Origin of the sequence: Acinetobacter sp. CFCC 10889 (assembly GCF_003268395.1) — a bacterium.
Lineage (GTDB): Bacteria > Pseudomonadota > Gammaproteobacteria > Pseudomonadales > Moraxellaceae > Acinetobacter.
Window position 1 is genome coordinate 1 of sequence record NZ_LQXQ01000020.1, and the last position, 16,359, is coordinate 16,359.

12 protein-coding genes, 1 tRNA gene and 1 pseudogene are annotated in these 16,359 nt (G+C 35.2%); 10 read left to right on the top strand and 4 right to left on the bottom strand.

What is annotated here, in order from left to right:
• Positions 1-166: 166 nt before the first annotated feature.
• Positions 167-1,324, bottom strand: coding sequence for a glycerophosphodiester phosphodiesterase (locus AVJ19_RS09280; RefSeq protein ID WP_111859451.1), 1,158 nt, complete (start codon positions 1,322-1,324; stop codon positions 167-169).
• Positions 1,325-1,578: 254 nt separating this feature from the next.
• Between AVJ19_RS09280 and AVJ19_RS09285 the strand changes: the two genes are divergently transcribed.
• From AVJ19_RS09285 to AVJ19_RS09300, 4 genes are all read left to right on the top strand, one after another.
• Positions 1,579-4,674 carry a multidrug efflux RND transporter permease subunit gene (locus tag AVJ19_RS09285; RefSeq protein WP_111859452.1) on the top strand — a complete coding sequence of 1,032 codons (3,096 nt, stop codon included), beginning with the start codon at positions 1,579-1,581 and terminating at the stop codon, positions 4,672-4,674.
• 159 nt (positions 4,675-4,833) lie between these two features.
• Positions 4,834-6,186: a magnesium transporter gene (mgtE, locus tag AVJ19_RS09290; RefSeq protein ID WP_111859453.1), complete on the top strand. Its 1,353-nt coding sequence runs from the start codon at positions 4,834-4,836 to the stop codon at positions 6,184-6,186.
• Between the two features lie 102 nt (positions 6,187-6,288).
• Positions 6,289-6,864 (top strand): DUF4112 domain-containing protein, encoded by a 576-nt coding sequence (locus tag AVJ19_RS09295; RefSeq protein ID WP_111859454.1) that lies wholly within the window; start codon positions 6,289-6,291, stop codon positions 6,862-6,864.
• Positions 6,865-7,009: 145 nt separating this feature from the next.
• The gene (locus tag AVJ19_RS09300) at positions 7,010-7,387 is read left to right on the top strand and encodes a hypothetical protein (protein WP_162626575.1); all 378 of its coding nucleotides are present in this window, start codon (positions 7,010-7,012) and stop codon (positions 7,385-7,387) included.
• Positions 7,388-7,489: 102 nt separating this feature from the next.
• Here AVJ19_RS09300 and htpX read toward each other — a convergent pair whose 3' ends face one another.
• Both htpX and AVJ19_RS09310 read right to left on the bottom strand, forming a co-directional pair.
• Complete coding sequence (htpX, locus tag AVJ19_RS09305; RefSeq protein ID WP_111859456.1) at positions 7,490-8,395, bottom strand: protease HtpX; 906 nt, start codon at positions 8,393-8,395, stop codon at positions 7,490-7,492.
• A 258-nt stretch (positions 8,396-8,653) separates the two neighbouring features.
• Positions 8,654-9,533: pseudogene (locus AVJ19_RS09310) on the bottom strand (lytic transglycosylase domain-containing protein).
• Between the two features lie 493 nt (positions 9,534-10,026).
• Between AVJ19_RS09310 and ttcA the strand changes: the two are divergent.
• Both ttcA and AVJ19_RS09320 read left to right on the top strand, forming a co-directional pair.
• Positions 10,027-10,935, top strand: a complete 909-nt coding sequence (ttcA, locus tag AVJ19_RS09315; protein ID WP_111859457.1) for a tRNA 2-thiocytidine(32) synthetase TtcA — start codon at positions 10,027-10,029, stop codon at positions 10,933-10,935.
• Positions 10,936-11,158: 223 nt separating this feature from the next.
• A complete protein-coding gene (locus AVJ19_RS09320; RefSeq protein ID WP_111859458.1) occupies positions 11,159-11,542 on the top strand; it encodes an SCP2 sterol-binding domain-containing protein in 384 nt (127 codons plus the stop codon).
• Positions 11,543-11,611: 69 nt separating this feature from the next.
• Here the strand turns inward: AVJ19_RS09320 and AVJ19_RS09325 are convergent, their stop codons facing one another.
• Entirely contained in the window at positions 11,612-12,724 is a 1,113-nt protein-coding gene (locus AVJ19_RS09325) for a transglycosylase SLT domain-containing protein (RefSeq protein WP_111859459.1), read from the bottom strand.
• A 362-nt stretch (positions 12,725-13,086) separates the two neighbouring features.
• Between AVJ19_RS09325 and greB the strand changes: the two genes are divergently transcribed.
• The 4 genes from greB (at position 13,087) to AVJ19_RS09345 (ending at position 16,244) form a co-directional block, all read left to right on the top strand.
• Complete coding sequence (gene greB, locus AVJ19_RS09330) at positions 13,087-13,581, top strand: transcription elongation factor GreB (protein ID WP_111859460.1); 495 nt, start codon at positions 13,087-13,089, stop codon at positions 13,579-13,581.
• 90 nt (positions 13,582-13,671) lie between these two features.
• Positions 13,672-13,761, top strand: a tRNA-Ser gene (locus tag AVJ19_RS09335).
• Positions 13,762-14,008: 247 nt separating this feature from the next.
• Positions 14,009-14,998, top strand: coding sequence for a Fic family protein (locus AVJ19_RS09340; RefSeq protein ID WP_111859461.1), 990 nt, complete (start codon positions 14,009-14,011; stop codon positions 14,996-14,998).
• A gap of 67 nt (positions 14,999-15,065) precedes the next feature.
• Complete coding sequence (locus tag AVJ19_RS09345; RefSeq protein ID WP_111859462.1) at positions 15,066-16,244, top strand: hypothetical protein; 1,179 nt, start codon at positions 15,066-15,068, stop codon at positions 16,242-16,244.
• The last annotated feature ends 115 nt before the right edge of the window (positions 16,245-16,359 follow it).

Genomic DNA, 16,359 nt, shown 5'->3' on the forward strand with positions numbered 1-16,359 from the left:
TTGACTCATGTGTTTTATTAAGATTGAACGTTGATAGAGATATTATGAGTTTAAACTTAAAAGTGAGTTAATTTTAGGAAATTAATCTGAAATATAAAAAATTGCTCAATACTAAAAAGAAATACTGAGCAATTGATGTAGAGGAAAGAAAGTTGAAGCCTGTAAATTATTTTGTAGATGGATTTGCTTTTAAGTATGCATCTAAAGCTTTGCGACCTAAGCCTGGATCATCTGCAAAAACTCCATCAACGCCTGCTTTGAAGTACATTTCAAATTCTTTTTGTGCACCTGTTTCGCAGCGTTGAGCAGTATCAGCTTCTTTTTGACTGCATTTGAAGTCTTTGGCTAAGAAATGATTTTCAGGACGGAATGTGTATGGATGAACCTTTAACCCAACAGCATGTGCATTTTTAACAAAGTCTGATGGAGCTGTGAATGTCTCATTAAAAATATAGGGTTTCCAAGGTCCTACGCCGTCTGCATATTCTGCGACTGTTTTTAAACCTTGTGCAGTTGCCATGTCTGCATATTTAATCGTATTTTTTTGTTCTACAAAGTCAGCAGGTTGCATGTCTTTTTCATCATAGAGTTGGATGATTTTGGCATGTTTTAAACTTTTGTGTAAAGCAAGTTGATCTTTTAAATATTTTAAATTGCTCACTTCAAAAGATTGTAGATAAACAGGGGCGATATCACGGGTATATTCATATTTTGCCAAAGTTTTGAGTAAAGTATCTTCCATTGCAAGGTTTTGCTTTTGGAAATAAGTTGGATGTTTGGTTTCGATATATAAGCCAATAATTTTTCCTGTTTTCTTATAATGAGCATCTGCAAGTTCGATTACTTGTTCTAGTGTTGGGATGGCAAATTGATCATTATATTTGGTATTTTCAGGACGTTCTTTGGGAATGCGTTCACGTGCTTTGATTTGATTAAGTTCGGCTAATGTAAAGTCTTCGGTAAACCAACCTGTATGTGATGTGCCATCAATCACTTTGGTTTTTTGACGATCTGCGAATTGTGGTAGAGTGCTGACATTGGATGTGCCACCGATTTCATTTTCATGACGTGTAATGAGAACGCCATCTTTGCTTGAAACTAAATCAGGTTCAATAAAATCAGCTCCATCATCAATCGCTTTTTGATAGGCTGCCAAAGTATGTTCTGGACGTAAAGCACTTGCACCACGATGTCCAACAATAATAATTTTAGGTTCGCTATATTCAGGTTTTATAGGTGTTGATGTCGAATAATCATCGTCATCATCATTACAAGCGGTTAATGCTGCTAATAGGCTTAAACTTAGCATTGTTTTTTTAATCATATTGTCCTCTATTTTTAGATAAATTTAGCCAAACCAATGTGAGGTAACTTTCTTGCAGATTCATGAAAAGCATTGTTGTGGTTACAAAAGATAATTTTTAAGCTTCTACATATTTTCTACTTATTTGATTTGCTACACAGTTTTTCTGTTATTTATTCTTGTATTTTTGGCTTAAGTCACAGAATATCAACACAAATGGATTTAATTATAAAGACATTGCCACTTTATACAGATCTGACAAAGAACCGACACTGATGCTCTCAAAATTTTTTATTCAACGTCCTATTTTTGCAGGTGTACTTGCAATTATCATCATGGCGATAGGTATTTTTTCTGTGATGAATTTACCTGTAGAACGTTATCCTGATATTGCACCTCCCCGCATTACCATTTCTGCAACATATACAGGCGCAGATGCTGAAACTGTTGAGGAAAGTGTGACTCAAGTCTTAGAGCAGCAAATTAAAGGGATTGATCATTTACTGTATTTTAGCTCAAGTAGTGATTCTTCAGGACGTGCTCGAGTCAGTTTAAGTTTTGAAAATGGCACAGACCCTGATACAGCCCAAGTCCAAGTGCAAAATAGTATTAATAGTGTGATTAATCGACTACCTGAGGATGTACAGCGACAGGGCGTCAGTGTGTATAAATCACTAGGTGATACTTTTATGGTGGTGGGGATTTATGATACCAACCATAAAAGTAGCAATATTGAATTGGGAGATTATGCATCCAATCATATTGAGCAAGAAATTGCCCGACTTGAAGGGGTGGGGGAAGTTGATGTCTTTGGTTCATCTTATGCGATGCGTATTTGGCTCAATCCAAATTTATTACGACAATATCAACTTATGCCGAGTGATGTGCGTGCTGCGATTGAGTCACAAAATACGCAAGTTGCAGCAGGTGGCATCGGGGATTTACCTGTTGTAGCAGATCAATATTTAAATGCCAAAGTCACAGCAGGTTCTCGTTTAAGAACGGTTGAAGAGTTTCAAAATATTGTGGTTAAATCCAACCCGAATGGTAGTTATGTCTATCTCAAAGATGTGGCACGTGTGGAGTTGGGGGCAGAAAATTATCAATCTTTTAATACCATCAATGGTTATCCATCTTCAGGAATGGGAATTTCTTTGTCTTCAGGAGCAAATGCTTTAGCAACTTCGGCACTGATCAAGGCTGAATTGGCGAAGATTTCTGAGAATTTACCTGATGGTTATAAGATTGTATATCCACGAGATAATACGCCATTTGTGCAAGAATCCATTAAAGAAGTAGTAAAAACACTAATCGAAGCGATCATTTTAGTGGTGATTGTCATGTTTTTATTCTTGCAAAGTTGGCGTGCAACCTTGATTCCGACCATCACTGTGCCTGTGGTGATTTTAGGTACTTTTGCTGTGCTGTATGTGCTTGGTATGAGTATTAATACCTTGACACTTTTTGCGCTTGTGCTTGCCATTGGTTTGTTGGTCGATGATGCAATTGTTGTGGTGGAAAATGTCGAGCGTTTGATGCATGAGCAAGGTTTGGATGCAAAGCAAGCCTCAATTGAATCTATGCAGGAAATTACAGGAGCACTGATCGGGATTACTGTTGTACTTACTGCGGTTTTTATTCCAATGGCATTTTTTAGTGGCTCTACAGGGGTTATTTACCGACAATTTTCCATTACTTTGGTTGCTGCTATGAGTATTTCACTCATTGTCGCCCTCATTTTAACGCCTGCCTTGTGTGCCATTATTTTAAAACCTAATGCGCAACCTGCAAAATGGGCAGTGTGGTTTAATCAAAAATTAGATCAACTTAAGCATGTTTATATCAAATTGGTGAATAAAACCTTAGCACTCAAGGCTTTAGTCTTGGTTGTATTTATAGGGTTGATCGCAGCATTTGTATTGATTTATACCAAGTTGCCAACGAGTTTTATTCCAAGTGAAGATCAAGGTATTATCAGTGTGAACTTTCGACTGGCAGATGGCGCACCGATGCGGAGTAGTCAAGTTGTTGGGGAAAATATACGCCAATATTTCCTTGAACAAGAAAAGCAAAATGTTGATATTGTTCTGATTCGCTATGGTCGAAATTTTTCAGGTACAGGACAAAATTTAGGGACAGGATTTATTGCACTCAAACATTGGGATGAGCGTTCGGGGGTTGAAAATTCAGCACAAGCAATCCGTGAACGTGCAATTAAGCATTTTAAAAATGATCAAAATGCGATTATTAATGTGAATTTACCATCTTCAGTCAGTGGTTTAGGGGACAGTGATAATTTGGAGTTTTGGTTACAAGATGTGGATGGTCAAGGGCGTAAGTTCTTAGATCAGAAATTTGATGTGTTAAAGCAAAATGCAGCACAATTTAGCAGTTTTGAAAATTTAGATAAAAAATCTAATCCTGATAAAGCTAAATTGAAAGTTCATATAGACCAAAAGTTAGCGATGGCAAATGGTTTAACGCAAACGGCAATTAATAGCACTTTGGCAACAGCTTGGGGTGGTTCTTATGTCAATGATTTTATTGATCGTGGGCGTATTAAACGGGTCATGATGCAAGGTGATGCGGAGTTTCGTGCCAAACCTGAAGATTTAAATGTGTGGACTGTGCGCAATGCACAAAATCAAATGATTCCATTTAGTAATTTTGCGACAGTGGACTGGGAGGGCGGACCTGATGTGGTCAACCGTTTCCAAGGTTATACGGCATTACAAATGGAAGCCAACAGTGCTGCAAATGTTAGCTCTGGTCAAGCGATGCAAGATGTACAAAAAATGATTACTGCGGAGAAAGGCGTTGGCATCGCATGGAGTGGTTTATCATATCAAGAACAGCAATCGAGCAGCCAAGCAATTTGGTTGTATTTGATTTCAATTGGTTTTATTTTCCTATGTCTGGCAGCTTTATATGAAAGCTGGTCGATTCCAACAGCAGTATTGGCTGCAATTCCGTTGGGTGTGGGGGGAAATATTATTTTTAGTGCATTGGCAGGTTTTCCAAATGATATTTATTTCCAAATCGCATTGCTCACCACCATTGGTTTGTCGTGTAAAAATGCAATTTTGATTGTAGAGTTTGCAGCTTTAGCACAAGAAAAAGGTAAAACTATTGTTGCTGCGGCAATTGAAGGTGCTGGGCTACGTTTACGTCCAATTTTAATGACATCTTTGGCATTTGGTGCAGGCGTAATTCCTTTGGTTTTTGCTTTTGGGGCAGGTGCTGCAAGTCGCCAAGAAATTGGAGTGAGTGTCCTTGGTGGAGTGATTTTTGGGACAGTATTGGTGCTGATTTTTATTCCTTTTATGTATGTAATGGTGCGTTCGATGTTTAAGATGAAGTCACAAACTTAATGTGAAATGATCTATTTTAAAGTCTTTATTATATTTTTATTGAAATGAAAATCGTCAGTCACATCGGGCGATTTTTGTTTTTGTGCAATAAACACAGGCTAAATTTGCTTTATGGAAACAGCTCATTTTATGATGGCATAAAAAACAGGTGTGATGTGTATGCAATTATCTTCTCAACTTATTTCAAGCCTAGAAAAAGCAATTCAAAATCATCAAATTGAGGAGATTAAGCGTTTAATGACCCAAGTGAATCATGCTGATTTGGCGGATTTATTGGCAAATTTAACGATTGATGAGCAATTAAAGCTGATTGAATATTTACCTCATGCTGCCTATGTTTTTGAGTTTTTAAATTTAACAGAACAATTGGAAATCGCTGTACGTTTACCTAAAGATCAATTGGTTCAATTGATTGCTGATATGCATTCAGATGATCGGACGGATCTGTTTAAAGTATTGCCATTAAAACTACAACATGACGTTTATGCGCAATTAAATACTGAAAAACAACAACAAATTAAACAACTTGCTCAATATGCTGAAGAATCAGCAGGGGCAATCATGAGTTCGGATTTTGTGATGTTATCACCTGATCTGACCATGAATGAAGCCATTGCACAGTTAAGACTGCAAGCCGCTGATCGTGAAACTTTGTATTTAATTTATATTACAGACCACAATTTAAAATTGTTAGGGGTGGTGTCGTTACGTGAAATCATTCTTGCTGATCCTGAGCAAAAAATTGGCAACATGATGACTACGGATTTGGTGGTGGGTTATGTTGATGAAGACCAAGAAAGTATTGTACAAAAACTTAGCCATTATGATTTTATTGCCTTACCAATCATTGATGCAGAGCAACATTTATTGGGGATTGTGACCTACGATGATGCGATGGATATCGCTCAAGAAGAAATGACTGAGGACTTTTTAAAGTCAAGTGCAGTTAGTAGTTCACCAAATTTCAGTTTAAAAACCGCCCCGATTTTATTTCTTTATAAAAAGCGTGTGTTTTGGTTGGTGATTTTAGTCTTTGGTAGTTTGTTGTCAGGGATAGGGATTGCGCATTTTGAGGATATTATTGCTGCAAATATCGTTTTAGTATTTTTCTTACCTTTGTTGGTTGGGAGTGGCGGAAATGCAGGTTCTCAGTCTGCAACATTGATGGTGCGTGCTTTGGCAATGGGCGATGTACAATTAAAAGATTGGTTACAGTTGATTGGGCGGGAAACATTAGTGGCATTATGCTTAGGGGGGACTATGGCATTTGCTGTGTCGATTTTAGGTTATTTCCGTGGTGATGCAATGGTCGCTTTGGTCTTGGCTTTAAGCATGATGGGCATTGTATTGCTCGGTTGTTTAATTGGTATGAGTCTCCCTTTTATTTTAAATCGTTTGAAGCTTGACCCTGCGAGTGCCTCAGCGCCATTAGTGACCTCGATTTGTGATGCAACAGGTGTGATTGTGTACTTATTTATTGCTTCAGTTTTGTTAGGTCAAGTTGCTGCTTAATTTTTTAAAATAGTCAAATGAGAATATAAACTCATACACAACATGCTGAATTTATTGGGTATCATAGGTTGAATAAAGATCTGAATTGGATTATTTCCCAAGATGAGTACACAAAAAAAATTATCGACTCAAGAGGTGATTCGACTGGAACGTGATTTGGCTAAATTTGCCAATATGATGGATTCAGTGGTACGGATTCCATTTACCAAACAAGGGGTGGGTGCGGATGCTGCATTAAGCACGATTCCTGTGGCAGGAGATGTTGCGGGCTTTGTCTTGACCTGTTATGCCGTGTATAAAGCTAAACAATTGGGTGTGCCACAAGCAAAACTCAATGGTGTAATGAAACTTGCTGTTATGGATGCGGTAGTAGGTTTTGTTCCTGTGGTCGGGACATTATTTGACATTTTTATTCGTCCAAGCCGTAGAGCCTTAGATGTGGTACATGAACATATTCAAACCGAATATCAAATACAAACAGAAGATCATGTGATTCATCCATTTTTACATGAGCGTTTAGAGCAAAAACAACAGCACTCCGCTTTTTGGCGTAATCCTATCGTGGCATGGTTATGGATTCATATTCCTGATCTGCTTGGTGCTCTCGTTTTGGTCATGATTGGTCTAGCGATGTGGTTTGGACTGACATGGTTGTGGGATTGGTATAAAAATATCTAGCATTAATATTAGATACTATTGATTTTATTTGATTTTTAAATGAATATTTAATCACTCATTTATTTTAATAGTGCATATTATGAAACTTTGGATCGCGACCATGTGTATTTTATTTACATGTATTACTCATGCTGATGAATATACGATGAATAAACAAAAAGTTAAGCAAAAATTAATAGGATGCATGAATGCGAGTGATGATAGAGCCATAGCTCAATGGAATAATTGTGTCACAAATGCAGCAAATAATTTTAAAAATTTAGCTGATGTAAAAATGAAAAACCGCATTAAAGAGGAAAGTTTTAATGCACAAGGGCTTTATGACGATATTAAAATTTATCATACAGCAATAAATCAATGTGAACAGCTACAAGAGCTTAGTTTTCAAGGGTTTTCTTATTCGGCACAATGTGAATTACGTCGTGCTCAGGATTATTATCGTTATGCAATGTCTTCAGAAATTATTTATCCATCTAAATGGACTGAAATGAATAGAATAGACAATTTATATATTACATTTTAAAAGCAAGATTTAAATGATTACACTATATGGGAATTTATATATTAGAAAGCTTCCTGATGGAAGCTTTCTAAAAATTATATGAAATTTTGATGAAATGTTACATTAAGGCAAGTTTAACTGGCGTAATGCAGCAACACGTTGTTCAATACTTGGATGTGTTTGGAACAATGCAGCCAAACTAAAACCTTGTTCTTTACCTTCCGCAATTGCAAAAGCTTTCATCTCTTTTGGCATTTGATCAGGCATTTCTGATTCTGCTTGTAAACGCAATAATGCAGAAATCATCGCTTCTTTACCTGCTAGACGTGCACCTGCCTCATCAGCACGATATTCACGGTGACGAGAGAACCACATTACAATCGCTGAAGCTAAAATACCAAATACGATATCTAATACAATGGAAATGAGGAAGTACGCCATACCAGGGGCTTCACCATCTTCACGTCCAAAGACATTGCGGTCAATAAAGTCACCGACCACACGTGCAAAGAACATGACAAAGGCATTTACCACACCTTGAATGAGAGACAGTGTCACCATATCACCATTGGCAACGTGACCAATCTCATGGGCAAGTACTGCACGCAGCTCATCTTTATTCATGCGTTCAAGCAAACCTGTCGAAACTGAAACGAGCGCATCGTTTTTATTCCAACCTGTTGCAAAGGCGTTTGATTGATAAGATGGGAAGATCCCGACATCGGGCATTTTGATCCCAGCATTTTGGGAGAGTTGAGCAACCTCTTGCACTAACCACGCTTCTGCTTGGTTACGAGGTGCATTTGGATCAATTAATTCTGTACCTGTTGTTTTTAATGCCATCCATTTAGACATAAAGAGAGAGATGAGAGAACCCACCATACCAAAAACAAAACAGATGACCAGTAGATTGCCTAAGTTGAGACCGCCAGCGCCGTGGTAACTACCAACTCCTAAAACCGATAGGATAATGCCAGCTACAACCAGTACCGCGAGGTTGGTAAGCAGAAACAAACCAATCCGCATCATCGAAAAAATCCTCTTAATAATAAAATAGTTTGATCTATAAATCATAAATCTATTTAGGAATATGAGGATGATTATGTGAAAATTCAAGCAGAATTGAAAAAAACTATGTTGTTCATTTTACATGAATTTTGTTATGGGTAGAGTAAGGGCAAAAAAATAGCCGAAAATGAATCGACTATTTTTCATAATTCTCTTGATGAGATAAATAACTTTCTTTTTAGAGCATTTATTTAAGACATCAGTCTGGGAAATGGTTTCTTAATTAGAAATATGGATACGAGCTGTAGCACTCGCATTGTTGGTTGAGTAAGAACCCGCAGGTGCATCAGTAAAACTTCCATCACTCGCAACAATGATTTGACGCTGAGAATACTGTGGTTGAGTCACAGTATTTGTGGTATTTGAATTATTGTAATTATTTGATTGAGCAATGACTTGTGGCTGAGAGGTTGCAGTATTGCTATTGTCATTATTGCTTGTGCCTAAACCAATACCATTTGAGTATAAGTTATTATAACGGCTAGAAACACGTCTAACATAATCCTGAGTTTCTCGAAATGGAGGAATACCTCCATATTTTGCAACATTGCCTTCACCCGCATTATAACCTGCGAGAGCCAGTGATGTATTACCATTAAAGCGTTTGAGCAACCACGCTAAATAACGTGCACCAGCAAAGATATTTTGTTGTGGATCATAGGAATTTGATACATTAAAACGGCGTGCAGTCGCAGGCATGAGTTGCATTAAACCTTGCGCACCCACACGCGAACGTGCATTTGAATTAAAACCTGATTCAGTATGCATCACAGCTTTGATTAAACCTTCCGAAACACCATGAGTTGCTGCTGCCTGTTTAATAATGTGATCATAGGCATTTTTATTACGGCTATAGCTTGGCAGCACCGAGGCTTCAGATTTACCCCAGTTACTATAAGTATGGATATTACTATCTGGATAATAAGTGACTTTGACTTTTTGTAGTGAACTGTCAGAACTTTTTTTTATTGGTCAGTAAGGTACTGCCATTCTGATCTTTATAGATGTACATCTGCCCCGCAAAACTGGGTGTAATCAGAATTGTGGTATTGAAGCAAGCAATACAAGATAGCGCCGTTGTACGGATGAAATTTTTCATTTTAATATTATATTTTTCCCCAATATCGTTGGAGTTTAACAAAGTTCAGCATGGAGTAAAACCTTGAATTGTTTTTTATCAATACAAATAGAAAAAATCAAGTGCTGATTGGTCTGCATTTGAACAAAAAAAAAATTTAATTTTTTTTTTAATTCAGATTGCTTGACTATCATAAATCATTGAATTTATTTATAAAAAATCATTGGTTAAAAAAGTGATCAATTTAAATAGAATGCCCATCACTTCGGACATGTCGTATGTCAAGCCCTGAACAATCCACAATTTTATCCACAGGTTTTGTGGAAAACTGTGGAAAAGTTTAAAAGATAAACACTTAGCCTAATCTTTGGACGCAAGTTACTATTTTAGATGATGCTATACGACAGCAAAATGACAAATACACACTTGGACAAAAAAACAAAAATCTTTAGATGTTATATGCCCATAAATCAGCTAAAATTGCGCAGTATTTTTTTATGGGTAATTTTCCTCTATGTACTCGCCAGTTGAGTCCGAACAAGGATTTAATTTCAAACCAGAACTTCCTACAAGTTCAGCGTATTATCGTTTGTTAAAAAAACTTCGTCGTCAGGTTGGTCACGCCATTCGTGATTTTAAAATGATCGAAGAAGGTGACAAAGTGATGGTCTGTGTATCTGGCGGTAAGGACAGTTACACATTGCTTGATATTATGTTGCAGTTTAAACGCATCGCACCGATTAATTTTGATGTGGTTGCGGTAAATCTTGACCAAAAACAACCAGGCTTTCCTGAAGACGTGTTACCACGTTATATGGAAGAAAATAACATTCCATATTATATTTTGGAAAAAGATACCTATACCATTACCAAACGTTTAACGCCTGAGGGTAAAACCTACTGTGCCGTCTGTTCACGTTTGCGCCGTGGTTCACTTTATGGCTTTGCACAAGAAATTGGTGCAACCAAAGTGGCTTTAGGACATCATCGTGATGATATTTTGGCAACATTCTTCTTGAACTTATTCCATGGCGGTAGCTTAAAAGCCATGCCACCAAAATTATTATCTTCAGATAAAAAGAATATCTTGATTCGCCCACTGGCATACGTGGAAGAAAAAGACATTGTTAAATATGCTGAAATGCGTAAATTCCCGATCATTCCATGTAATTTATGTGGTTCGCAGGAAAACTTACAACGTGCCATTTTAAATGACATGTTACGTGATTGGGATAAACAGTATCCAAAACGCTTACACAGTATTTTTGGTGCATTGCAAAATGTTTCACCATCACAGTTGGCAGATCGTGATTTATTTGATTTTGAAAAATTAGATGAAGAACGTGAATTTGATATGAAATGTGATACTGAAGAAGCGAAGAAACGTTTAGATGTTGTAAATTTAAGTTTTGCAGCAGATTGAGCATTTTTGCTATTTAAATGAACAAATCAGACATTTATATTGATATGAGTGTCTGATTTTTAAATATAAAACGATAAAACCAATAAAAATAGAATAACCAGTACAAAAAACTTTAGCCCAAATCGAAATTATCGTGTTATAACCTTTAGCAAGCGAAAAGCTTCATGATGTTGTTCGGATAGACAACACAATAAATGAATAAATAATTTTTTGAGGAATGAACATGCCTGCATTTTTAACTGATGATTGGTTTGCAACTGTAGAAAAACTGACTGCTGAAGCGGGTGATCTTAATTTACCACCAGCATTGGCTGGCTTAGCAATTAACCTTGTAGTTGCGGATGCAGCTGGAAATACCGAACTTGCACTAGATGGTGGTAATATTGTTAAAGGTACTTCTCCAAACGCAAAAACAACATTGAATATGGATGCTGAAACTTTACGTAAAGTATTCTTAGAGTTTGATATGGCTGCTGCAATGCAAGCATTTATGACAGGTAAAATCAAAGTGACTGGTGATATGTCACAATTGATGGCATTACAAACTGCGAAGCCAAGCCAAGAACAAAAAGATTTATTCAAAAAAGTACTTGAGCAAACTGCTTAATTCTATTTTGAAATCAAAAAGAGCTTACATTGATGTAAGCTCTTTTTTTATGCTGGAATAATGTCAAATTTAAATTGTCATTAAAGCAGGTGTATTTTTAATATGTTCTAAATATGCACGAATACGTGTGACATATTGAACAGCTTGCTTATAGCGTCCATTACGTGCCTGATTTTTGCTTAAAAACTCATACATATTGACCCAATCATTTGGGTTTTTTCCTTGTGCTTTCAAACGTTTCTGAATCGAATCTACCGCACCTGGTCCCATGTTATATGCCACTAAAGCATACCAATGACGATCAGGGCTATGGATGTAGCTATAACGATTGAGCATTTGGTTGAAGTATTTCGCACCACCTTCAATACTTTGTGTTGGGTCTGTACGATTGGATACCCCCATAGCACGAGCAGTATCATTGGTTAGCATCATTAAGCCACGAACACCTGTAGGTGAAACAGAATCAGGTTTTAAATAAGATTCTTGATAACCAATCGCTGCGAGTAAATGCCAATCCATATCATATTGCTGTGCAGTTTTTTTAAAACTGGCTTTATAGATTGGTAAACGTTGTTTCAAATCACGTTGAATGACATTCCAGTCATTCTGCTTCACCACATTACGGTTATAAAAAGAAGCTAAATGTTGAATAGAACCATTTTGTTTACTTTGACAGACAAAGCCACTTGCAGCCTCAGTCAGTGGATCATCTGCATATTTAAATACCCAATTAATTTCAGTATTTAAACCATTTTTTTGCAAACTGTTTAAGTCACCACATGTTGCAGAAAATGAGGTCAATTTTTTTGCTTCAATGCGTTCCATCGTTGCAGTGGTAATGGCGAAATTGGCTTTACCTTGTGCAACCATTTTCAATGCAGTTGCATTGTCTGAAACAGTTTTAAAATTAAGCTTTACATTTAGATTTTGTGCATAGTCATGTGCGAGATCATAGCCAAAGCCATGTTGATATTTACCTTCTTGAAATACAATGCTTGGGGCAGATACCGCAACCACTGTTAAGGTGTTGGTATTTACAACTGAATTGTATTGATTGGTTTTGGTTGCATTAATACTATGAAATGGAACAAAAACACTTGCGAGTACTAAGGCTTTCAGTGGGAGAGTGGAAAAAACAGAATCGAAGTTTAACCTCGACCCAGATGTTGAATTACTGTGCATGTTGTCTCCGCTACAAGCAATTTATGCCCAAAAAAGCTGTAGCAAAAAGCTACATAAATTTTCTGAAGTTGATAAATTCAATAAGGGTGGGCACTCATGGACGTCATTCAAAAAATGACATATGGGAAATAAAAACTTTATAGAAAAACTATAAAGTATAAAAAATAGACAATCTAAAACATGTGCGCATAATAAAGTTGAAAATTTAAAATGTCAAATTTTGTACTAAAAATATTTATTTTGTGTAACATAATCTACTGATTTAATTGGTAAAAAAGTTTTATAATATTTTTATGTGTAGAAAATGTGCATTTTTCATTTAAAAATGTTGAAATTATCTGCTGAAATAACAGGGCAAAATCATGAAATCAAACTTAATTACACGCACTGGACATGATCAATTGGTCGCTGAATTACAACAGTTATGGCATGAAGAGCGTCCTGAAATTACTAAAAAGGTGAATTGGGCTGCAAGTCTTGGTGATCGTAGTGAAAATGCAGATTATCAGTATAATAAACAAATACTTAGAAAAATTGATCGGCGTGTTCGCTACTTAGGGAAGCGTTTGGAAGAATTACGTATTATTGATTTTTCTCCTGAGCAAGAAGGCAAAGTTTATTTTGGAGCGTGGGTGGAAATTGAAAATGATTTAGGTGAGCAAAAAAAAATTAGAATCGTCGGTGTTGATGAAATTTATGATCATCATCCACAAAATATTTCGATTGATTCACCGATGGCACGTGCTTTATTGTCCAAACAAGTGGATGATGAGATCGAAGTCTTAACGCCATTGGGTAAAAAGAATTGGTTTATTAATGCAATTATGTATGAAAAGCCTGAAAATTCATCAAATTAATGATTTTTGATTTTATTTTGTACACTTGAGTGCATATTCGTAGAAAAACATTTGCCAAATTGCATTTTTATTTATATGATAGCCGCCATTGGAAGCGTGGCAGAGCGGTTTAATGCACCGGTCTTGAAAACCGACGAGGGTGCGAGTCCTCCGTGAGTTCGAATCTCACCGCTTCCGCCAAATATTTAAAAAAGCCCTTGTTTTTACAAGGGCTTTTTTCTTGCCTGTGGTTTTACCCCACAACCTACCCCACATCAAATGTTGGATTGAATTCCACTAAAAACGATAATATTAAACAGGATAGGACATCTGCTTTATTTATTCTCTTGTATCTAACAATACTAAGTTCGATATTATATTGAAATTATTCTTTCAAAATTAGTGATGAAGTATTAAATTAAAAAAAGAAAAGGGTTGGTGTTAAATAATGAGAAAGTATAAAAACTATGAAGTACATGCTAGTCATCACATGATTACTCTAGTTGCGGAGATTTCTGATCTAATAGGTCAATTCTACTGTACTAATATGGAGAATGGCAGTGATGAAAAAAATATTCAAATAGCAGTAGAAAAACTCAAATATAAAAAAATTACTACAGAAAATAGCATGTCTTTTTTTCGGGATTTTAAGACTTGGAAAGCAGATAGCTTTGAAGATTTTATGCAAGCTGCAAATTTTTTATTTTCAAATGATCAACTTAAATATAGAAAAATCGAGGCTGCTAATAAAATTTGCTCTCGTGGTTTATCTAGAATAACAGAAATTAAGAATAGTCCACCAACAGCGAGTTTAATATTTCAATACATTGATAAAAAGCCTTATCATCCATTAATTCGTTGTAGTCTATTCACTTGGCTAATGCTCAAAACCCCCATTTTTGATGATCAGAATGTTAATTCTTTAATGGCTGGTCTATGGCAAAACATTATTCTTTTTGAGTGGAAATCCACTCTTTATCAATTTATTGTGCAAGATTGTTTTTGGATGATGGATCTAATTATTGAGTGTAATCATACTAAAGTACTTTTAGAAGATGACCCAAGCAAGTTTGTTGAGCTTAACCTTAAGACTATTTTAAAAGTTGTAAAACGAGAGAATATCTCTGAAAAATTTTTATCAATGGATAGCATTAGTAAAGCGCAAGTAAATGCAAATAATACAGAAGATAAAAATAACAGCAATATTAAAGAAAAAGGTGAATTTTGTGGCAACATTGAAACACTTACTTCTAAGATGATTAATGAGAAGCAATATTCTATTCAAGACTTATTAGCATTGATTGGCATGAAGCATCGAGGTAATTTTTGTGAAAAGTATTTAAATCCAGCTTTAAATTTAGGTGTTATAAAAAGGACAATTCCTGATAAGCCTACTAGTAAAAATCAAAGATACATACTGAATGTGAATAATATTTAATTAAGATTGTATCAAAGATATAGTGAAATTTAGTTTTATTGACAAGCTGTAAACCTAATGATGTATTATGAAATTAATTAAACCAATATCAAATGAAGATAAAAAAATACTACTTACGGATAGTTATTATACTAGGCTAAAATCATTGCCACAATTTTGGGATGGGGTAGTGAAAGGACGATTTTCTTTATCTGATATTGAAGAAATAAGAAAAACTATAGAATATCAAAATGTTAGCTTTAAAATTATCTCTCTAGTTATGCATGCCCCTTTTTTTATGCGTCATTTATTAAGAGGAAAGCGTTGTATTGAATTTGAAGTTGAACAATCAATAAGCTTAGCTAAACCTCCACACAATTTGGATAATTTTATTTACTTTATATTGTTATTTAACTATGTTTCTCAGAACTTTCTTAAAACCCATATATTTAAATATAATATTTATTTTTTAACACTATACGACTATATCAATGAGGAAATTGGAAATTTTCCTATAAATATTTTAGAGGATATACCTAAGCTATTGTATATTTTAGAAAGTATTCATAAGCAACAGGAGTTATGGATTTCAAAACTTTGTAAACCAGAAATACAAGCTTCAAAAAGTAATTTAGAGATCGACTTTGATCATAAAAGGCGTAATACTGATAAATTACTTAGTAAGTTTTCAGCAGGTATAGATAATTTGTTGAAGGCAAATAACAGTATTATGGTTTTAAGATTTGATCTAAAGTATCAACACAAGATAAATAAGTTTCAATATCAAAAACTGTTCACTGCGATGGAAAAAGATAGATCGAAGTTACTTACTTATCTTAGAAAAAAATATCAAAAAGTTGGAAAATATTACGGTTTTATTTGGAAAGTTAATTTTGACCATGAATATAATTTATCATTACATCTGATCGTATTTTTTTCAGAATATGTAATTGCAGAAGACATCATCAGGGATATTAAGTATACATGGAACCAAAAGATTACTCAGGGATGTGGTTCTGTAGATTACTTTTTTCATCATGGTTATGCTCAGGATTATGTTGAAAATAATTTGATAGATTATAAATATTATGGGACTGGTATTGTTAGAAAAGACAATCATCATGATCGTTTAAGACTGATCCAAGCTTGTCGCTATGTTGTTTTACCTCAACTTTATTTATCTTTTGATCTGAGTGTACAAGATAAATCATGTACGTTTGTGGATAAAAAGCCTAAAAGTAAACTAGTTTACTCTATTTTTTATTAAATAAATAAATTATTTTAATGATTATTGATAAATAAAATTTATAAATATTGGTGAAACTAGTTCCTTTTATTAGACTTTATTAAAAAGTGTAGTCAACGATCAAGATCGTTAGTTA